Here is a 19,135-nt window from a genome sequence, read left to right on the forward strand (position 1 = left end):
CCTCACTGCTTCTTTTTCCTGAACTCCACAACCGCAAAGGGCTGTCCCTCCTCATCGCAGAGGGATACGCTCACCTGGTTTTCCTGTTCAAATACCTCCGGCACAATACAATCATGAAGCAGAGCCGATTTTCTGTATTCCGCCCGCATCTGCCCGATCGAAAAATCCCCGGGGAGATAGTCCTGCGCCATATATATATACTGCCCGTTATTTACATGCTGATTACTATCCAGATGCTGCTTTGCCACAACAAAGGGCGCTTTCCGGATCCCTGCCGCAGGCAGGACAATTTTGCGCGGCTCATAATCCATGGACAGCTTCTGCTCCAGCCGGTAGGCCGCCAGCATTTCCTCCGTGGGACGGACCGGCCTTCCTGCCTTCCTGTCCATCAGGCTCCAGATGGAATTCGCCCGGATAATGATTTCCCCGGCCTCATCCCTGATAAAAAAATTACGATACCCCATGAACCCCTTAAATTCATAGGGATATGTCCCGACTGTTATATTGTCACATAATTTGGGATATCTGTCTATCACAATCTGCCAGTATGACATCACCCATACCATGTTCCGCTCTTCCAGATAATCGATTCCGACCCCCAGCTGCTCTGAATGAAAAGTGGAGCAGTCCTGAAAATAATCCACCACCGATGCGATGCTTAATTTCCGTTCCGGGTCCAGTTCGCTGTAGCGTACCCTGCTTTGGAATGTGTACATATATTTATGCCTCCTCACGGCCTTTCTGTCATTTATCCTGAAAACCTATTATACCCCAGGTTCCCGGCACTTTCAACTTTTGTTCTGTTTCCGGTGTTCCCATCCCTTCATTTCAGGATATATATGCAATAAGCTATATGCCATAAAGCATATTGCCGCTTCTTTTTTATTTTGATTCCTTCTATTCTTTTTATACAGGGAGGGCACATGATGGCAGAAAAAACGACAAATACCACTACAGAACAAATAATTGTTCAAATTTCCCGCAATGTTAAAAAATATCGGCTCATGCGCAAAATGACCCAGTTCGATCTGGCTTCCGCCATAGGGATTGAAGCCCAGTATTACGGCCAGCTGGAGCGGGGAGAACGTCATTTTCAGATCGACAAGATCATCAAGATCTGCAGCGTACTGCAGGTAGGCATCCAGGATCTGGTAGAGCTCACTCCCGTGGATTCCTCCAGAAAATCCTCTGCCAGGCACACGCTGGAGAGGCTTCTCCCGTTATTTGGCTCGTGCTCCGATACCGGCCTGTCGGAGGAACAGCTTCTGGCTCTGGAAAAATTCATAACGGAAATTCTTCCTTTGATAAAATAAGCGTCCTTATTTCAACATTTTTATGCCCGGTACATATAAAATAACCCGATGGATATATTCCATCGGGTTTTCTGAACAGGGCTACAAGGATTCGAACCTTGAAATGACGGAGTCAGAGTCCGTTGCCTTACCGTTTGGCGATAGCCCTATATTTGGGACAAGCTTTTTTAGCCGCTTGCAAGAATAGATTATATATGATTCCCACCACTTTTGCAAGTACTTTTTTTATATTTTTCCATATTTTTAAATTTCTGCATAAATCGGTATAAAATGCCCTTTTCCGCAGCTTTTCGGCGTCCGGCCCCGCCGGATGACCAGCGGAGCCGCACATAAGGTTGAGGAACCTCTATACTTCAAACATCAAATCGCCGTAGGTAGGGAACGGCCAGTCTTCCTTATCCATCATCATTTCCAGCTCGTCTGCCGGCGCCCTCAGGGCATCCATGGCAGGCATCACCAGATCCTTATAACGGAATGCCTGTTCCTTCACATCCTCAATGGAAGAAGCCGCCGCTTCCTCCTTCTGCAGGACGGTCAGGGCTTCCTTCATTTCGGTAAGCTTGCTGTTTACCTTTACGAGAAGCTCCGACTGTACCACTGGCTCCACGCCCGCCGCCTTCACATCCAGGACCGTTTTCGCCAGCTTCCGGCTGTATTCCACCACGGCAGGGATTATCTGCTTGGAAGCCATATCAATCATGGTAAGAGCCTCGATATTAATACTCTTTGCATATGTCTCATATATAATTTCTTCCCGGGATTCCAGCTCGGCTCTCGTAAAAATATGGAATCGTTCAAACAGCTGCACCGCTTTTTCCTTGGTCAGCGTATTGGCGGCTTCAATCATGGATTTGATATTGGGAAGCCCTCTTCTCGCCGCTTCCGCCACCCATTCGTCGGAATAGCCGTTCCCGTTGAAAATAATCCGGTGATGCTCTGTCATGTACTGCTTAATCAAATCATGCACAGCCATATCGAAGTCATCCGCTTTTTCCAGGATATCGGCAGCTTCACAGAAGGCTTCGGCGACGATGGCATTCAGTGTGGTATTGGGGCTTGCAATGGAATCTGCGGAACCTACCATACGGAATTCAAATTTATTTCCGGTAAACGCAAAGGGCGATGTCCGGTTTCTGTCTGTGGCATCCTTCGGCAGATCCGGCAGGGTGGAAACCCCTGTCATCAGCTTGCCGCCCAGGAGACAGGACTTGGCTTCTCCGGTTTCAATCAGCTGTCTTACCACATCTTCCAGCTGTTCCCCTAAAAATACGGAAATAATAGCCGGCGGCGCTTCATTGGCTCCCAGTCTGTGGTCATTCCCCACATCCGCCGCACTCTGGCGGAGCAGATCCGCATGGATATCCACAGCCTTCAGGATACAAGCCAGAACCAGCAGGAACTGTATGTTTTCATTGGGGGTTTCACCGGGATCCAGCATATTCATGCCGTCGTCCGTGGTGATGGACCAGTTATTATGTTTGCCGGATCCGTTCACGCCTGCAAAGGGCTTCTCATTCAGCAGGCACCGTAAGCCATGACGTTCCGCTACTTTTTTCATTGTTTCCATGATTATCTGGTTGTGATCCACCGCAATATTGGCCGTTTCGTAAATCGGGGCCAGCTCATGCTGTGCGGGAGCCACTTCATTATGCTGCGTCTTGGCCGTCACGCCCAGCTTCCACAGCTCCACATTCAGATCCTTCATGAAGGCACCGATACGTTCCCTGATGACGCCGAAGTAATGATCCTCCAGCTCCTGTCCCTTGGGTGCCGGTGCACCGAACAGGGTACGGCCTGCAAATATCAGATCCTGTCTCTTCAAGTATTTCTGACGGTCGACCAGGAAATATTCCTGTTCCGGACCAACAGAGGCCGTCACTTTGGTCGCTCTCGTGTTTCCAAAAAGCTTCGCTATACGCAGCGCCTGTTCGCTTATGGCTTCCATGGAACGCAACAGGGGGGTTTTTTTATCCAGCGCCTCACCCGTATAGGAACAGAAGGCGGTGGGAATGCAGAGAATTACGCCCGTGGCATCTTCCTTGAGAAAAGCCGGGGACGTAATATCCCATGCGGTATATCCTCTGGCTTCAAAAGTGGCGCGCAGGCCGCCGGAAGGGAAGGAAGAGGCATCCGGTTCTCCTTTAATCAGCTCTTTTCCGGAAAATTCCATCAGCATTTTTCCGTTTTCATCCGGATGCCCGATAAAGGAATCATGCTTTTCCGCAGTAATACCTGTCAGCGGCTGGAACCAGTGGGTATAATGGGTTGCGCCGTTTTCAACAGCCCAGTCTTTCATGGCTTTTGCCACAATATCTGCGGTAGCAAGGGAAAGCTCCCCGCCCTGGTCCATAACCTTCTTCACCTCTTTGAATACATTCTTGGGAAGACGTTCTCTCATAGTTCCCAGGTTGAATACATTTTCACCGAAAATTGCTTCCACATTCAGAACTTCGCTCATTTTATCCTCCATTCCGCCGCCGCGAAGTACGGCTCTTTCTCTGATTTTTTGTAACTGTTCAGCAGCTTCGCAGTTACGGCTTTTTTACGTCTGCAGCCCGCAGGCATCGCTTATTTCAATCTGCCGGGAAGCCTCCCGCAGAGCGTGTTTGAACATTGCTTTCCGCAAAGCGGGCAAACGAACCGTCAAACACACTTTAGTTTTCTGCATAAAAAAATGTCCCAAAAACCCTTTTGGAACACCTTCGTTCATGATACCTGCCAATATGAAAACTGCTTTCGTTTTCTATAAGATACCTTAAAACTCTAAAAAAAGCAAGTAAAAGTTTTAAAAATTTTCACACCGTAATTCGCTTGCTCGGATAAGGGATCTTTTATCATGAAGGGGAAGGAAGCCGGGTTTTTCAATTTATATTACCACAACTTTTTCCCCTTGCATTAAAAAAATAAAAAACCTGGCAGCCTGTCTGAACGGTTACAAAACCTGCCGCCCGCAGGTCCGGCTTATCCGTTTGCCGGTGTCCCGCTCTTCACTCTGAGAATATCATATCTGTCGGGGTTTTCAGACAGCTCCAGATACAGAACCTGTTTGGGATGGGGCGCACTTTCCATTTCCGTTCCATCTTCATCTGCTATCCGTAACACCCTGGCCGGAATATTCCTGCCGTCCGGTTTCATGATCTCAATAGTGTCCCCGGTACAGAACTTATTCCTCTGTTCGATTCTCGTAAGGCCTTCCCTGCATTCCCCGACGGTACCCAGATAGATATATTCATTCACATACGTATTGCTGTCGTATATCTGGCCCTCTTCGGAGGGCTTTCCAAAATAAAAGCCGGTGGTAAACTGCCGGTAGGTACACTTGGAAATTTCAGCCTGATACCATGGCCGGTTTTTGCGGTATTCTTCCTCCGACCGGAAGTAATCATCAATAGCCTTCCTGTAGGTACGGGCCACAGTTGCCACGTACAAGGCGGTTTTCATTCTTCCTTCTATTTTAAAACTGTCAATCCCGGCATCCGCCAGCTCCGGAATATAATCAATCATACACAGATCCCTGGAATTAAAGATAAACGTTCCTCTTTCATTCTCATAAACCGGCAGATACTCTCCCGGACGGCTCTCCTCCATAACTGCATATTTCCAGCGGCAGGGATGGGTGCATTCCCCCTGATTGGCATCCCGACCGGTAAAATAATTGCTGAGAAGGCATCTTCCGGAATAGGAAATACACATGGCCCCGTGAACAAAGCTTTCTATTTCCATGTCCTCAGGGATCTTTTCCCGGATTTCCTTTATTTCCGCAAGGGAAAGCTCTCTGGCGGAAACCACTCTTTTGGCTCCCTGCTCCCACCAGAAACGGTAGGTCATGTAATTGGTATTGTTAGCCTGGGTGGAAATATGGATTTCAACCTCCGGCCATTCCTCCCTGGCAAGGGTAAACATGCCGGGATCCGAGATAATCAGCGCATCCGGCTCTATTTCCTTTAATTCCCGGAAATACGCCCTTGCCCCGTCCAAATCCCTGTTATGGGCCAGGATATTGGCCGTCACATATACCCTGGTACTATGCGCATGGGCAAACCGGATTCCCTCCGCCATATCCTCCCGGGAAAAATTCTTTGCTTTTGCCCGCAGCCCAAAGGCTTCTCCTCCAATATATACCGCATCGGCTCCAAAAATAACCGCCGTTTTCAGCACTTCCAGGTTGCTTGCCGGAATGAGAAGCTCCGGCTTCCTGTTCTTATCCTTCATGTATCTCCTCCTTAGGAACCCGGTTCCTTACTCTCTTCCTCCCGGGGCTGCCGCTCCTGCATCCCACACCCGTTCCGGGAAGCCTTAACACTCACAGCTACGCCGTCTCCCACCGGAAGCACCGAGGTCACCAGCGCCGGGTTATGTTTCAATTCATAAAGATACTCCCGCATTCTGGCATGTATGGTTCTGTCACGCCTGGTCACGGCATACCTGGATTCCAGAATATCCCCGTCCTGAAGCACGTTATCCGAAACCATCATCCCTCCCTCACGAAGAAGCCGCAGGACATCCGGGAGGAAATTCATATACTGCCCCTTGGCGGCATCCATAAATATAAAATCATAGCTGCCGTCCAGCTTTTTCAGCGCCAGCGCCGCATCCCCCGCTATCAGATGTATACAGCCGCTTTTCCCAAAACGTCTGAAATTCTCCAGCGCCACAGGGATTCGTTTCTCATATTTTTCTATTGTTGTGATCTGACAGCCCTCCGGCGCGTATTCACTCATACAAAGCGCAGAAAAACCAACTGCCGTTCCCACCTCCAGAATCCGTTCCGGCCTGTTAACCGCTATCAGCGTCCTTAACAGGCTTTGGGTTTCTGTGCGGATAATCGGCACATTGGTTTTTCTTGCTTCCTTTTCCAGTTCATTCAGATATGCCGGATTCCCTGTGTCCAGAGAATTGATGAAGGCTGTCAGGCGCTCATCCGTTATCATTATCTGCGTCTCCTTCATCCGAAGAGGCCGCCATGGTCTGTATCATTTCTTCCGGTGTCATTGATGTATTCAGCGTATAGGTTCCGGCTTTTACGCCCTCCTTATACCCTGCCAGCTTTTCCTGAAGCACGAAAAGCCCCGCATCCCGGATAAGTCCTGCCGATTCCATTTTTTCAGCAATATCCTTCATGCTGTCTTCACTGCTTACCGTTATCACGATATCCGTACCCGGCGCATCCTCCATGGGAGGTTCTCCGAAGATTCTCTCCCCATAGGAAAAAGCCATGCTGCCGAGCCGGTAAATAACCATTACCACCAGGATTATTACAACAATTTTCACCACGGAATATACAGCAAATCCCGCTGCCTCTTTTTTCTTCATTGACGTTTCCTTTCCTTTCTACTCAAAATCCATCGCTTCCGCCAGTTTCACATCAATTTCCTGCATCATGCGGCAAAAAGCGAGTTCGGCATCAAGGAACTCTTCGACCAACGGGTCTTCCCTGAATTTCTCATATTCTCTCTCAAAATCATCCAGCTTGTCAAGTAAATCTTCTGTTTGGACAGAATTTTGTAATTCAAAGTTACGAACCCGGTATTCGTCAATTTTTTCTCTCATATCACCGGAATTATCCACCCGCTCGCTCTGCCTGCGGTATTCCCGGTAAACTTCAGATTCCTTTACAGCCTGGGCAAGCTGCTCCAGAGCCTCCTGTACTTCCATCGTTTCTACACAACCTTTCACATTCTAGACTTCCATTATGATGGGAAGTATCATGGGGCGGCGCTTTGTTTTTTTCCAGATAAAATCACCCAGGGAATCCTTTACTGCAGACTTGATCTTACCCCAGTCACTGCAGCCGCGTCCGATGCAGTTATCCAGCACATCTGTCATCAGAACTCTGGCCTCCTCCATCAGGGCATCCGATTCCTTCACATATACGAAACCGCGGGATACCAGATCCGGTCCGCTCACCAACTGCCCGCTGGCGGAATCCAGCCCGAGGACCACGATCATGATGCCGTCCTCCGCCAGATGCTGCCGATCCCGCAGAACCACATTGCCTACATCTCCAACACCCAGACCATCCACAAGGATAGCTCCCACAGGCACCTTTCCTGTAACCTGGGCTTTTTCACCGCCCAATTCCAGGACATCCCCGGAGTTGATCATGAAAATATTCTCTTTCGGGATTCCCAAATCCGCCGCCAACCCGGCCTGTGCCTTGCGGTGCTTGAATTCTCCATGGATAGGGATCGCATATTTGGGATGGACCAGCGTATAAATCAGTTTGATCTCTTCCTGGCAGGCATGTCCGGAAACATGGACATCCTGGAAAATAACCTCCGCACCCTTCATGGAAAGCTCATTGATAACCTTCGTAACCGCTTTCTCGTTTCCGGGGATGGGATGGGATGAGAAAATAATAACATCATTAGGTGTGATGGATATCTTCCTGTGGGCGCTTCCCGCCATACGGCTCAGGGCCGCCATGCTCTCGCCCTGGCTTCCCGTGGTAATGATTACCGTGCGCTCGTCCGGGTAATTCTTAAGCTGATCCACAGTGATCAGCGTATTTTCCGGAATATTCAGGCAGCCCAGATTCATGGCGGTATCAATGATATTCACCATACTCCGGCCTTCCACTACCACCTTCCGGTTATATTTATACGCGGAATTAATAATCTGCTGCACCCGGTCCACGTTGGACGCAAAGGTGGCAATTAGAATCCTCTGGTTGGGATGCTCATGGAAAATTGTATCGAAAATACGGCTCAGGGTCCTCTCGGAAGGCGTAAATCCATGCCGTTCCGCATTGGTGCTGTCACACATCAGGGCCAGCACGCCCTTTTTGCCGATTTCTGCAAAACGCTGCAGATCGATGGCATCCCCGAATACCGGTGTGTAATCCACCTTAAAGTCTCCGGTATGCACGACGGTGCCTGCCGGCGAATAGATAGCAAGCGCTGCCGCATCCACAATACTGTGGTTTGTCTTAATAAATTCAATCCGGAACTGTCCCAGGTTGATGGACTGACCGAATTTAATAACCTTTCTCTTTGTATGGTTAAGAAGGTTATGTTCCTTCAGTTTATTCTCTATGATTCCCATAGTAAGGCGCGTAGCATAAACGGGGATATTCAGCTGCTTCAGCACATAGGGGAGCGCTCCGATATGGTCTTCGTGTCCGTGGGTGATCACAAAGCCTTTTACTTTATCTACGTTGTCCTTCAAATAGGTGATATCCGGAATGACCATATCAATTCCCAGCATATCATCATCGGGGAAAGAAAGACCGCAGTCCACCACAACAATACTGTCTTCATATTCGAAGGCAGTAATGTTCAGCCCAATCTGCTCCAATCCTCCCAAAGGGATCACTTTCAGCCTGGAGCCTTCATTATTCACTTGTTTTGTTTTTTTCAATCAAATTACCTCCACATTCCTTACAGTACCCGTAGAGCTTCACCTCATGATCGGTAACCTTAAAGCCTGTCGTCCTGGCAATTTCTGCCTCCAGCTCATCCAGCAGGTCATCCTCCACGCTCATGACCCTGCCGCAAGAGAGACAAATCAGGTGATGATGGTGATGGCAGTTTTTTTTCGTCCCCATATCGCCAATCTCATACCTTACAAATCCATCATCCAGGTTTATCCGGTCTATCAGATGTAATTCCATAAATAACTGTATTGTTCTATAAACAGTAGCCAGCCCTATTTCAGGACTGCCTGCTTTTACCAAATCAAATATTTCTTCAGCAGTCAGATGGGAACCGGGCCTGGATGCCAGCGCATCCAATACAAGAAGACGCTGACGTGTTACCTTCAGTCCCTTTTGCTTCAGTATCCCTTTTATTTTTTCTTCATCAAGAATCATGTATGCTACCTCCTGGATTATTTCTCCAGGTCAATATCCTCAAGCATATCGGAAAAAATCTCTGCCACCGCATCCAATTCACGTTCATCATCCACGATTTCATAGATGGCATCTTTATCTTCAGGAGCTGATATATCCTTCAGAATCAGGGCCTCCCCCTCTTCTTCATCCACCGAATCGGTGACCAGGATATAATCACAGCCGCCCAGTCTTGTCTGCTCCAATACGTAAAACTCAGCTTTTTCACCGTCTTCCAGGCAAAATTCAATTTTATCCAATATTATTTCCCGCTTTCTATATAAGTTCCGGTTCTTCTGTTTCTCACTGCCCTGTAAACCGGGTTCTATAGAACCTCATAAACCAGGTTTTATGGCACCTTTCAGGCCAGGTTTTACGGCTCCTTACAGGCCAGGTTCCATAGGAATCCCGCTTTTTTCCTCTTTGGTTACGGCCTGCTCCAGCACGCCGTCCTGCCTGTTTCTTCGATAATCCAGATATCCCTGCAGGATGAGCACGGCAGCGATGCGATCCACATGCTCTTTTCTGTTTTCCCTGCGGATTCCCGCTTCCATCATGGTGCGGTCAGCCGCCACTGTAGTGAGACGCTCGTCCCAGAAGGTAATAGGAAGCGCGGTACGCCGCATCAGCTTCTCCGCAAATTCCTTGGTCAGGGCCACGCGGTCACCTTCCGAATCGTTCATATGCTTGGGATATCCCAGCACGATTTCCTTCACTTCATATTCCAGTATCAGTTCTTCAATCCTGGCCAGCGTCTGGCGAAGCTTGTTTTCTTCTTTCCTGCGGACAATTTCGATTCCCTGAGCAGTAATCAATAAAGGGTCACTGATGGCAACTCCCACCGTCTTTGACCCGAAATCCAGTCCCATAATACGCATACATTACCCGTCCTTTTCTGATACGGCGCAAAAAACCGGCACCGGACGCCGACGCATCCGGTACAGAGTAAATGGCACCCTGGAGCATGACTGAATACTCATTCCCTCAATTTTCAATCATGCTCTGGTTTACTGCCTGTCCCAGTTATTATTTTTAATATATTCCTTGAGCATCTCTTCCACCAGCTCGTCCCGCTCCGCGCGCATGATCATGCCCCGGGCATTCTTATGGCTGGTAATATAGGTCGGATCTCCGGACATAATATATCCCACTATCTGGTCAACCGGGTTGTAGCCCTTTTCCGTAAGTGCCTCATAAACCGCAGCCAGAATGACCTTCACTCCGTTCTCCGGTTCCTTTTCCACTTTAAAATACTGTGTGCTGCCAAAATCCTGGTCCTGCATTCTAAACTCCATTCCGTCTTACTGTCAAAATACCTGTTCCTTATTATCTTACTCTACTTTGTGAAAAATTTCAACGTATTTAAAATGTGTACCGTGATATCCGTTATAGCTCAAGCAGAAGGATTTCTTCTGTCAGCAGCCCGGCGGCCTTTCCTGTCACCAGCATATTGCCGCCCGCCAAAGCGCCCGGCACGGCAGCTTTTACATACGTATCCGTATGGCCGATACGGTATACCCTGCCCTCAATTTCCCTGGCTTCTTCCGTTAAAACAGTAACTTCTTTCCCTATGTAGCCCTCACGGTATGCAGCGGACTGTTTCTTTTCCAGCTTCAGCAGTTCCCCGCTCCTCACCGTCTTAACCGGCTCCGGCACCTGATCTTCCATGGCGGCCGCCACAGTCCCCTGACGCCTGGAATACTTGAAAACATGCATTTCAAAAAAGTCCACTTTTTCCAAAAACCGTCTGGTTACGGCAAATTCCTCTTCCGTTTCTCCCGGGAACCCTGTGATCACATCCGTGGTAACCGCCGGATTTTTGAATACCCTGCGCAGCAGCTTTACCTTGTCATAGTATTCCTCTGTCGTATAATGCCTATTCATTCTTTTTAAAGTTTCATCACATCCGCTCTGCAGGGAAAGATGAAAATGCGGGCAAACCTTGGGAACCGCCGCCAGCCCCGCTGCAAACTCTTCCGTAATGATACGCGGCTCCAGCGAGCCAAGCCGGATCCTTTCGATTCCGTCCACCCCGGCAATTTCCCGCACAAGGTTCAGCAGATAAGCCCTTTCCATAGCCGTCCCACGCAGATCTTTTCCGCTTTCCAGATAATCGCCGTCCGTCTTATCAATAAAGTCCATACCGTAGGAACTGATATGAATGCCGGTAAAAACGATCTCTTTATACCCTTCCCGTGCAAGCCCCCGGACTTCCCGCAGAATATCCTCCTGCTTCCGGCTGCGCACCCGTCCCCGGGCATAGGGGATGATGCAATAGGAGCAAAACTGATTACAGCCATCCTGAATTTTGATATATGCCCTGGTACGCAGGGATGATCTTTCATCCCTGGGGGAAAAATCATCCCCGGATTCTTTCCCATCCTGCCTGTTCCAACTCGAAAGGGACATTTCTTCATATTCCGCTTCACAGGAGATATCCACCACGGACGTATGATGAAGCGTTTTCACGTCAGCCGCATCGCCTGTGCCCCCCTCCCCTTTATTCCGTTCACGTTCCTCCAGAAAAGCCTCCAGAATCGGGAGAAGATCCTTTTTCCGGTTGTTCCCCACAGCCAGATCGATACTCCCGTCCAGCAGCGCTTCTTCCTTCCCCGTCTGCACATAACACCCCACTGCAACCACCACTGCATCCGGGTTTTGTTTCTTCGCCCGGTGCAGCATCTGCCTGCTTTTCCGGTCCGCGATATTAGTCACAGTACACGTATTTACGATATATATATCCGCTTTTTTATCAAATGGTACAATTAAATATCCGCTTTCTTGTAAGTTTTGCCCGATAACCTCTAATTCATAGGCATTAACTTTACAGCCCAAATTATGTAATGCTACACTTTTCATATTATTCCCCACTATTTTTGTCATGTTTGATGCTTGACTTTTACCCCCCTTCCCTTTAATATGTAAGCAGAAGGTATAAGACAACATAACCGTTCTACCGGATATAGTTGTTCAACAAATAAGGAGGTAAAACAAAATGAAAACCGTTAAGATTTCATTAAATTCCATTGATAAGGTAAAATCATTTGTAAATGACATTACCAAATTTGATTATGACTTTGATTTAGTATCCGGAAGATACGTAATCGACGCAAAATCAATTATGGGCATCTTCAGCCTCGACTTATCCAAGCCGATTGATCTGAACATCCATGCTGAGGATAACTCTGACGAAGTTCTGGAAGTACTTAAGCCCTACATGGTTTAATTACCCTCCACCACTTTCCAGTAAAACAATGATGGAAAAAAGGGCAAGAACCTGCGCAATTAGGAGGGGGCTTGTCTTTTTTTATAATTGCTGCCGGGTGCAAAGAAAAAATGAAAGCTGACCGGAATACAGATAAAAATTTACCATTATCTGCATTCCGGGCAGTTTTTATTTTTCTTTTTGCACAGGGCGGCTTACCGTACCCCCATCCTCTCTTCTCTGTGTGTGACAGGCGCCGCCCTACGCATCCGCCCCCACAACTATCATTTCCTTCGTCTCCAAAGCCGTCTCCACCAGCTCCCCGATCTTCTCTCCCAAAAACTTCTCATGCTTCCGGATCACATTCAGGTTCGGCTTCGTCACCGGATGCTTTGCCACAAAGATCGTACAGCAATCCTCAAACGGCAGTATCGAAGTTTCATACGTCCCGATCTTCTCCGATATATCGATAATCTCCTGCTTATCCATCCCTATCAGCGGCCTGTATACCGGCATGGAGCAGGCATCATCCGTAGCCGCCAGGGACTGCATCGTCTGAGACGCCACCTGTCCGATGCTTTCACCCGTAATCAGGCCCAGACACTCCGTATCTCCGGCGATCTTCTCCGCGATCCGCATCATATACCGCCTCATAAGAATCGTCAGCTCATCATGAGGACACTTCTCATAAATATGAAGCTGGATATCCGTAAAATTCACCACATGCAGATAAATCGGGCCGCTGTACTTCGCTACCTGCTTCGCCAGATCCACCACCTTCTGCTTCGCCCTCTCACTGGTATACGGCGGAGCATGGAAATAAACCGCATCGATCTTTACCCCTCTTTTGGCGATCATATATCCTGCCACCGGCGAATCAATCCCTCCCGACAGCAGCAGCATCCCCTTCCCGTTTGTACCCACCGGCATACCGCCCGGCCCCGGGATTTCTATGGAATATATATAAATTTTTTCCCTGATTTCTATATGAAGCATGACATCCGGCTTATGCACATCCACCTTCATTTCCGGAAATGCATCCAAAAGCACTCCGCCCACCTGGCCGTTTATCGTCATGGAATCCAGCGGGTAATTCTTCCGCGCCCTTCTTGCATTCACCTTAAAGGTCAGATGCTTGTCCGCATAAACCTCATCCATATACTGCACCAGGGTCCCGCACAGCTTTTCAAACCCTTCATCCTCCACCTGCACCATCGGGCAGATATCCGCAATGCCGAAAACCTTCTTCAGATGCTCCACTGTCTCATCATAATCATACTCTTCAGACAGCACGTCCACATAGATCCTGCCCCTGGTACGATGCACAGCAAACTGCCCTTCACATCGCTTCAGGGCATACCGGATCTGCCTCACCAGGGCATCCTCAAAAATACCTCTATTTTTACCTTTTACACCAATTTCCGCATACTTTATCAGAAATGCCTTAAATACCATATCTTATCCTCCACTGCGCCGTAAATGCGCAGACCTATATGAACTGTAACTCCGGTTTTCCCCTTCCGAAAGACCGGCTGCCACCGGCATCTGCACTGCGTTGGTACAACGCAGTGCTTTTCTCCGTCCTGTACGGCCGGATACCGGTCCTACCTTCTTGTAAATCTGCGCAGCATGGGTACAATCTCATACAGCGCGTTCAACGTATATTGGATTTCCTCTTCCGTAGTAAATACCGACAGGCTGAAACGAAGCGTGGATCCCATAAGCTCCTTATCCAGCCCGATAGCCCTCAGGGTTGCCGATGCAGCTGTCCCCGGCTTATTGGAAGAACAGGCACTTCCGGAAGAGACATAGATCCCCCGTTCCTCCAGCGCATGCAGTAAAACCTCACTCCGGATCCCCAGGAAGGAAACACTGATTACATGGGGGGCACTGTCCCGTCCGGTCAGGCCGTTCACCCGTACCCCATCCAGCTGCGTCACGCCTTCTATGAACATCTCCTTCAGCGCATACAGCCGGTTCACATCGCCTTCCAGATTGGCATACATCTCTTCCGTGGCCTTTGCAATCCCTGCTATTCCCGGTACATTTTCCGTACCGGAACGCATCCCTCTCTGCTGGCCTCCCCCGAAAATAATCGGCTGTATCTTCACCTTTTCACTGATATAAAGGAAACCGACACCCTTGGGACCATGAATCTTATGACCGCTTACCGACAGCAGGTCAATTCCCATTTTTTTCGGCAGGATCCTGAACTTTCCGAATCCCTGAACCGCATCCACATGGAACAGGGTTCCGGGATTCATCCGCTTAATCAGCATCCCCGCTTCCGCAACAGGCTGCAGGGAGCCGATTTCGTTGTTCGTATGCATAATCGATACCAGGATTGTATCCGGTCTCATAGCATACTGTAAATCCTCAAGCCGAATCCGTCCAAAGCCGTCCACCGGCAGATAAGTTACTTCAAAACTCTGTCCCTCCAGATACTGCATGGTCTGCAGAATGGCAGGGTGTTCAATAGATGTGGTGATCAGGTGCCTTCCGGCCCGGCAGTTTGCAAAAGCACATCCGATGAGGGCAAGATTATCAGACTCCGTTCCCCCTGAAGTAAAAAAGATCTCCTTTTCATTTACCTTCAGTGTTCTTGCAATCACATCTTTGGCATAGCGCAGATACTGCTCTGCCTGCACTCCTTTCATGTGCATACTGGATGGATTGCCATAGTCCTGACACATGACCCTGGTCATGATAGCCGCCACACTGTCAAAGCACTGCGTGGTAGCGGAATTATCCAGATAGCATTCCATAATTTTTTCCCAACTTTCTGTATTTGATTTTGCCCGCAGGAATGAAGCGCGGACTCCTGTTTCGGAATCCGCCTACCTTATTATATGTCTGACTGCCCTAATTGGGAACCCTCAGGCCCTTCCCCTTCCAGTTGGTACATAATCCAGGAAAGCACCGTAAATCCGGCTGTTTCCGTACGGAGAATGCGCCTCCCCAGCGTCACAGGCACAAACCCGCAGGCAGAAGCTGCTTCCACCTCGCTGTCCTCAAAACCGCCCTCCGGTCCGATAAAAACGGCCACCGACTGCCCGGGACGGATAGTTCCGATAAGCTCCTTTGTCTTAGCCATTCCTTCTGCCAGCTCATAGGGAAAAAGCTTCACATCCATATCTGCCGCAAACTGCAGCGCTTCCCCCATTGCCATAACCGGCATGACCTCCGGCACGATCCGGCGTTTGCTTTGCTTGGCCGCCGCCTCTGAGATTCCCTGCCATCTGGCAAGCTTGTTCTTTTCTTTTTTGGCATCCAGCTTCACCACACAGCGCTTGGCCGCTACCGGAATTACCGCATAGGCTCCCAGTTCCACCGCTTTCTGGATCACCAGTTCCATTTTATCCGCCTTGGGCAGACACTGGAACAGGTAAATCCTGGAGGGAAGCTCCAGCCCGTCCTCTTTTACAAACCGCAGCGTACCGATCACTTCATCCTCCAGGATTTCATCAATCCCGAACCGGTACTCCAGGCCGTCTTTCCCGTTGCTGACTGCGATTTCTTCCCCGATACGCATACGAAGCACATTCTTTATATGATTTACGTCACTCCCGGTAATCGTGACTCTTTTTCCCTGTATTTGCCCGGGGTCCACAAAAAACTGATACATCCTCTATCCGTTTCTCCTGTCACAGGGGCTTTCTGGCAGTCACTCCCACCCATTCACCCTGACAGGTTACCTCCAGCACTTCCAGCCCTGCCGCCTTCACCGCTTCCACTACCACGCTTTCCTTATCATCAATAATTCCTGAAGTAATATAAATCCCGCCCGGCTTCAGCTGGTTTACGATGACCGGTGAAAGGGCTACAAGCACATCCGCCAGAATATTGGCCGCCACAATATCATAACAGCCGTATCCCACCCTGTCCTGGATTTCCGTTTCCGTGATGATATTCCCTATCATCATCTCAAACCTGTCCGGATCGATATGGTTGGATTCCAGATTTTCCCGCACCGCTTCCACGGCGCAGATATCCAGATCCGTGCCCACAACGTTTCGTGCACCGAACATGAGGGCCAGGATTCCCAGAATCCCGCTGCCGGTCCCCACATCCAGAAGCGCCGTATCCGGCGTCACATACTTTTTAAGCTGCCGGATACAGAGCTGGGTAGTTTCATGCATTCCCGTCCCGAAAGCCGTTCCCGGATCGATATGAAGCACCATTCTGCCCTCATCCTGCTTTTCCACCTCTTCCCAGGAAGGAATAACAAGGATATCATCTATATAAAACTGGTGGAAATACTGTTTCCAGTTATTGATCCAGTCAATATCCTCTGTTTCCTCCACCGTAATGCTGCCTTCCCCGATATCACAGAACGCGCGCAGCCCGTCCAGCTCCTTCTGCACGCTCTCCATCACGGCCTGCTCATCCGTATCCCCACCATTCACCTGAAGCCGTCCGTCCTCTGTTTCCTCTACAAAAAAACTGAGCCAGGCTATCCCGTCGTCTGCCGGACCTTCCGGAAGGATATCCACAAACATCTGCTCCTTCTCCGCCGCGGTTAGCGGCACCTTGTCTTCTATCTGCGCACCCTCCAGGCCAATGTCATAAAGTGTGCTTATAATAATATCTTCCGCATCCGTTACCGTTTTTATTTTAAATTTCTTCCACTTCATCTTTCCCTGCTCCTAACAACGGTTCCCTGGTTTCCGGATCTTTCTCTTCCTCCGGTAAGCCCCGTTAACTACATACCAGTTAATTATCTTAACACAAAGAACAGCCAACCACAAGGATTTTGGGGAATTTCCCCCCGGTTTCCCCCCGGTTCCTGTTACATGGAAAAGAGCCTGTCCAATCCCATACGTACCGCTTCCGCATGGTCAAACGCCAGCCCCCTCTCTGCAGCCGTATCAAATAAAGGCCTGCATTGGTACTCCTGCCCTTCATGTTTCTCCACACGATAAGAAAAACAGACACCCGCTTCGTCCGATTCCAGGCTAATCCGTTCCCCATCCTCATCCGTTTCCTTCCAAACCCGGAACCAGGCGGCCCGGGCCGCATCATCCCCGGCCTGTATCTTCAGGCCGTTCCCATCCACCACAGCTATATACGCTACAGAAATGATCCGGGTACGGGGATCCCGTTCGACCTCCCCGAAGGTATACAGCTGCTCCAGATACATTCCCTTAACTGCGGTTTCCTCTTCCAGCTCCCGTGCTGCGGCCTCCCGAAGGGACTCCCCCATCTCCACAAATCCTCCGGGCAGCGCCCAGCACCCCAGAAAGGGGTGGTTTTTCCGTTTTATCAACAGGAGCCTGACATTTTCACCCCGGTTATCCACAGCGAAAATCAGCATGTCCACGGTTACGGACGGACGTTCATAATCACGGGGCCGGTAATCCTTAAGAAACTCCGCCTCCGTAAGGCCGTTTTTATCCACTAATTCCATACCTTTCCTCCACTCTGCCGTACACATTTTCTTTATTTTAACACAGCACTTCTCTTGACACCAGATACCTTGTCTTTTATAATCAAGAGGCATATCTTAATTAAGTATATTTATTAAGTATGAATACAGTCTTGAAAGGAAAAACGTCATGATGACTTTATTGCTGCTAATTATTTACATATCCTTTATCAGCCTGGGGCTGCCGGATTCTCTGCTTGGCTCCGCCTGGCCCGTTATGTATGGGGAGCTTCAGGTCCCGGTTTCTTTTGCCGGTGTCATTTCCATGATTATTGCAGGAGGAACCATTATTTCCAGCTTTTTCAGTGAAAAAATTATACGGCGCCTGGGGACCGGCCTTGTCACCGCCGTCAGTGTATTTATGACGGCGGCCGCCCTGCTCGGCTTCTCCGCGTCCCATTCCGCCTGGCTTCTCTGCCTTCTTGCCGTTCCCTACGGCCTGGGGGCGGGAAGTGTGGATGCCGCCCTGAATAACTTTGTGGCTCTTCATTATAAGGCACATCATATGAGCTGGCTCCACTGCTTCTGGGGAATCGGGGCAACCGCCGGCCCTTTTATCATGTCACTCTTCCTGAACCGGGGAAACAGCTGGCACAGCGGCTACCTGATTATTGCCCTGATCCAGATCACTCTCACTCTGTTTCTTTTTCTTTCACTTCCTTTGTGGAAAAAACAGCAGAACGGGACCGATCCGACGGAACAGGAAACACAGAATTCCTCCCTTTCTTTTTCCCAGGTAGTAAAGCTTCCCGGGGCCAAGCCGGCCCTGCTCTGCTTCTTCGGCTATTGTGCCCTGGAAGCCTCGGCAGGGCTGTGGGGAAGCAGCTATTTCGTACTTGCCAGAGGAATCCCTGCGGAAAAAGCTGCCCAATGGACTTCCCTGTTCTATTTCGGGATCACCTTCGGCCGTCTTGTCAGCGGTTTTCTTTCCATGAAAGTATCCGACAGGAATATGGTACGTCTGGGCCAGGCAATAGCTCTGGCCGGTATTCTTGTTCTCTGTCTGCCTTTCGGATCTCCGGCTATATGCGGAGGCTATTTTCTCATTGGCCTGGGCTGCGCCCCTATATATCCCAGCCTGCTCCATGCCACCCCCGCTAACTTCGGCCGGAACAATTCCCAGGCCATCATGGGAATCCAGATGGCCTGCGCTTATGTGGGGAGCACGTTCATGCCTCCTTTGTTCGGGCTTATCGCCCAATATGTGAATGTGCGTCTGTTCCCCGTTTTCCTTCTCCTGTTCGTTATCCTTATGGCTATAACGGCCGAAAAGCTGAAAAGTAAAACAGAAGTATAGAAAAAACAGCCGGCACAGGCTGTGCTTCCCTGAAAGGGACACCGCCTGTGCCGACCGTCAATAATCC

Annotated in this window: 20 protein-coding genes and 1 tRNA gene; 3 read left to right on the forward strand and 18 right to left on the reverse strand. The window is 49.5% G+C overall.

The genetic code is table 11. From position 1 onward, the window contains the following. Window positions 1-2 precede the first annotated feature (2 nt). Window positions 3-716: an acyl-[acyl-carrier-protein] thioesterase gene (locus tag DXA36_RS05050; protein WP_118676934.1), complete on the reverse strand. Its 714-nt coding sequence runs from the start codon at window positions 714-716 to the stop codon at window positions 3-5. Between the two features lie 207 nt (window positions 717-923). On the opposite strand from DXA36_RS05050, the gene DXA36_RS05055 reads away from it, so the two are divergent. Further along, entirely contained in the window at window positions 924-1,313 is a 390-nt protein-coding gene (locus DXA36_RS05055; RefSeq protein ID WP_118676936.1) for a helix-turn-helix transcriptional regulator, read from the forward strand. Between the two features lie 76 nt (window positions 1,314-1,389). Here the strand turns inward: DXA36_RS05055 and DXA36_RS05060 are convergent. The 12 genes from DXA36_RS05060 to mtaB form a co-directional block, all read right to left on the reverse strand. Next, window positions 1,390-1,461, reverse strand: a tRNA-Gln gene (locus DXA36_RS05060). Window positions 1,462-1,659: 198 nt separating this feature from the next. Next, window positions 1,660-3,771 (reverse strand): glutamine synthetase III family protein, encoded by a 2,112-nt coding sequence (locus tag DXA36_RS05070; RefSeq protein WP_118676940.1) that lies wholly within the window; start codon window positions 3,769-3,771, stop codon window positions 1,660-1,662. 503 nt (window positions 3,772-4,274) lie between these two features. After that, entirely contained in the window at window positions 4,275-5,525 is a 1,251-nt protein-coding gene (locus tag DXA36_RS05075; RefSeq protein ID WP_118676942.1) for a peptidase U32 family protein, read from the reverse strand. An 11-nt stretch (window positions 5,526-5,536) separates the two neighbouring features. Continuing rightward, window positions 5,537-6,244, reverse strand: coding sequence for an O-methyltransferase (locus tag DXA36_RS05080; RefSeq protein WP_118676944.1), 708 nt, complete (start codon window positions 6,242-6,244; stop codon window positions 5,537-5,539). Beyond that, window positions 6,231-6,626: an endolytic transglycosylase MltG gene (locus DXA36_RS05085; RefSeq protein ID WP_118676946.1), complete on the reverse strand. Its 396-nt coding sequence runs from the start codon at window positions 6,624-6,626 to the stop codon at window positions 6,231-6,233. Before DXA36_RS05085 ends, DXA36_RS05080 begins: the two co-directional genes overlap by 14 nt. An 18-nt stretch (window positions 6,627-6,644) precedes the next feature. Beyond that, window positions 6,645-6,989: a YlbF family regulator gene (locus tag DXA36_RS05090; protein WP_147366547.1), complete on the reverse strand. Its 345-nt coding sequence runs from the start codon at window positions 6,987-6,989 to the stop codon at window positions 6,645-6,647. A 3-nt stretch (window positions 6,990-6,992) separates the two neighbouring features. Continuing rightward, the gene (locus DXA36_RS05095; RefSeq protein ID WP_182478936.1) at window positions 6,993-8,672 is read right to left on the reverse strand and encodes a ribonuclease J; all 1,680 of its coding nucleotides are present in this window, start codon (window positions 8,670-8,672) and stop codon (window positions 6,993-6,995) included. Then, window positions 8,647-9,123: a Fur family transcriptional regulator gene (locus DXA36_RS05100; RefSeq protein ID WP_118676950.1), complete on the reverse strand. Its 477-nt coding sequence runs from the start codon at window positions 9,121-9,123 to the stop codon at window positions 8,647-8,649. Before DXA36_RS05100 ends, DXA36_RS05095 begins: the two co-directional genes overlap by 26 nt. A gap of 17 nt (window positions 9,124-9,140) precedes the next feature. Next, window positions 9,141-9,401 carry a DUF1292 domain-containing protein gene (locus DXA36_RS05105; RefSeq protein WP_118676952.1) on the reverse strand — a complete coding sequence of 87 codons (261 nt, stop codon included), beginning with the start codon at window positions 9,399-9,401 and terminating at the stop codon, window positions 9,141-9,143. Window positions 9,402-9,524: 123 nt separating this feature from the next. Continuing rightward, a complete protein-coding gene (gene ruvX, locus DXA36_RS05110; protein WP_118676954.1) occupies window positions 9,525-10,019 on the reverse strand; it encodes a Holliday junction resolvase RuvX in 495 nt (164 codons plus the stop codon). Window positions 10,020-10,148: 129 nt separating this feature from the next. After that, complete coding sequence (locus tag DXA36_RS05115; RefSeq protein ID WP_009251469.1) at window positions 10,149-10,424, reverse strand: IreB family regulatory phosphoprotein; 276 nt, start codon at window positions 10,422-10,424, stop codon at window positions 10,149-10,151. A 103-nt stretch (window positions 10,425-10,527) separates the two neighbouring features. Then, window positions 10,528-12,000 carry a tRNA (N(6)-L-threonylcarbamoyladenosine(37)-C(2))-methylthiotransferase MtaB gene (mtaB, locus tag DXA36_RS05120; RefSeq protein ID WP_118677143.1) on the reverse strand — a complete coding sequence of 491 codons (1,473 nt, stop codon included), beginning with the start codon at window positions 11,998-12,000 and terminating at the stop codon, window positions 10,528-10,530. A 136-nt stretch (window positions 12,001-12,136) separates the two neighbouring features. Between mtaB and DXA36_RS05125 the strand changes: the two genes are divergently transcribed. Continuing rightward, window positions 12,137-12,367 (forward strand): HPr family phosphocarrier protein, encoded by a 231-nt coding sequence (locus DXA36_RS05125; RefSeq protein ID WP_009251471.1) that lies wholly within the window; start codon window positions 12,137-12,139, stop codon window positions 12,365-12,367. Window positions 12,368-12,607: 240 nt separating this feature from the next. Here DXA36_RS05125 and thiI read toward each other — a convergent pair whose 3' ends face one another. The 5 genes from thiI to DXA36_RS05150 form a co-directional block, all read right to left on the reverse strand. After that, a complete protein-coding gene (thiI, locus tag DXA36_RS05130) occupies window positions 12,608-13,801 on the reverse strand; it encodes a tRNA uracil 4-sulfurtransferase ThiI (RefSeq protein ID WP_118676956.1) in 1,194 nt (397 codons plus the stop codon). A gap of 149 nt (window positions 13,802-13,950) precedes the next feature. Continuing rightward, window positions 13,951-15,111 (reverse strand): cysteine desulfurase family protein, encoded by a 1,161-nt coding sequence (locus DXA36_RS05135; protein WP_118676958.1) that lies wholly within the window; start codon window positions 15,109-15,111, stop codon window positions 13,951-13,953. Window positions 15,112-15,191: 80 nt separating this feature from the next. Further along, entirely contained in the window at window positions 15,192-15,971 is a 780-nt protein-coding gene (locus DXA36_RS05140; RefSeq protein WP_118676960.1) for a 16S rRNA (uracil(1498)-N(3))-methyltransferase, read from the reverse strand. 19 nt (window positions 15,972-15,990) lie between these two features. Continuing rightward, entirely contained in the window at window positions 15,991-16,980 is a 990-nt protein-coding gene (gene prmA / locus DXA36_RS05145) for a 50S ribosomal protein L11 methyltransferase (RefSeq protein WP_118676962.1), read from the reverse strand. 155 nt (window positions 16,981-17,135) lie between these two features. Next, window positions 17,136-17,753 carry an NUDIX domain-containing protein gene (locus DXA36_RS05150; RefSeq protein ID WP_118676964.1) on the reverse strand — a complete coding sequence of 206 codons (618 nt, stop codon included), beginning with the start codon at window positions 17,751-17,753 and terminating at the stop codon, window positions 17,136-17,138. A gap of 148 nt (window positions 17,754-17,901) precedes the next feature. On the opposite strand from DXA36_RS05150, the gene DXA36_RS05155 reads away from it, so the two are divergent. Beyond that, window positions 17,902-19,068: an MFS transporter gene (locus tag DXA36_RS05155; RefSeq protein WP_118676966.1), complete on the forward strand. Its 1,167-nt coding sequence runs from the start codon at window positions 17,902-17,904 to the stop codon at window positions 19,066-19,068. The last annotated feature ends 67 nt before the right edge of the window (window positions 19,069-19,135 follow it).

This window comes from Eisenbergiella sp. OF01-20 (genome assembly GCF_003478085.1).
In the GTDB taxonomy this organism is placed as follows: Bacteria; Bacillota; Clostridia; order Lachnospirales; family Lachnospiraceae; genus Eisenbergiella.

Bases quoted from the DNA above. Each gene is read 5' to 3' on its own strand.
- DXA36_RS05050 (WP_118676934.1), bottom strand. From the start codon at position 716: ATGTACACATTCCAAAGCAGGGTACGCTACAGCGAACTGGACCCGGAA.
- DXA36_RS05055 (WP_118676936.1), top strand. From the start codon at position 924: ATGATGGCAGAAAAAACGACAAATACCACTACAGAACAAATAATTGTT.
- DXA36_RS05070 (WP_118676940.1), bottom strand. From the start codon at position 3,771: ATGAGCGAAGTTCTGAATGTGGAAGCAATTTTCGGTGAAAATGTATTC.
- DXA36_RS05075 (WP_118676942.1), bottom strand. From the start codon at position 5,525: ATGAAGGATAAGAACAGGAAGCCGGAGCTTCTCATTCCGGCAAGCAAC.
- DXA36_RS05080 (WP_118676944.1), bottom strand. From the start codon at position 6,244: ATGATAACGGATGAGCGCCTGACAGCCTTCATCAATTCTCTGGACACA.
- DXA36_RS05085 (WP_118676946.1), bottom strand. From the start codon at position 6,626: ATGAAGAAAAAAGAGGCAGCGGGATTTGCTGTATATTCCGTGGTGAAA.
- DXA36_RS05100 (WP_118676950.1), bottom strand. From the start codon at position 9,123: ATGATTCTTGATGAAGAAAAAATAAAAGGGATACTGAAGCAAAAGGGA.
- ruvX (WP_118676954.1), bottom strand. From the start codon at position 10,019: ATGCGTATTATGGGACTGGATTTCGGGTCAAAGACGGTGGGAGTTGCC.
- DXA36_RS05115 (WP_009251469.1), bottom strand. From the start codon at position 10,424: ATGCAGGACCAGGATTTTGGCAGCACACAGTATTTTAAAGTGGAAAAG.
- mtaB (WP_118677143.1), bottom strand. From the start codon at position 12,000: ATGAAAAGTGTAGCATTACATAATTTGGGCTGTAAAGTTAATGCCTAT.
- DXA36_RS05125 (WP_009251471.1), top strand. From the start codon at position 12,137: ATGAAAACCGTTAAGATTTCATTAAATTCCATTGATAAGGTAAAATCA.
- thiI (WP_118676956.1), bottom strand. From the start codon at position 13,801: ATGGTATTTAAGGCATTTCTGATAAAGTATGCGGAAATTGGTGTAAAA.
- DXA36_RS05135 (WP_118676958.1), bottom strand. From the start codon at position 15,111: ATGGAATGCTATCTGGATAATTCCGCTACCACGCAGTGCTTTGACAGT.
- DXA36_RS05140 (WP_118676960.1), bottom strand. From the start codon at position 15,971: ATGTATCAGTTTTTTGTGGACCCCGGGCAAATACAGGGAAAAAGAGTC.
- prmA (WP_118676962.1), bottom strand. From the start codon at position 16,980: ATGAAGTGGAAGAAATTTAAAATAAAAACGGTAACGGATGCGGAAGAT.
- DXA36_RS05150 (WP_118676964.1), bottom strand. From the start codon at position 17,753: ATGGAATTAGTGGATAAAAACGGCCTTACGGAGGCGGAGTTTCTTAAG.
- DXA36_RS05155 (WP_118676966.1), top strand. From the start codon at position 17,902: ATGATGACTTTATTGCTGCTAATTATTTACATATCCTTTATCAGCCTG.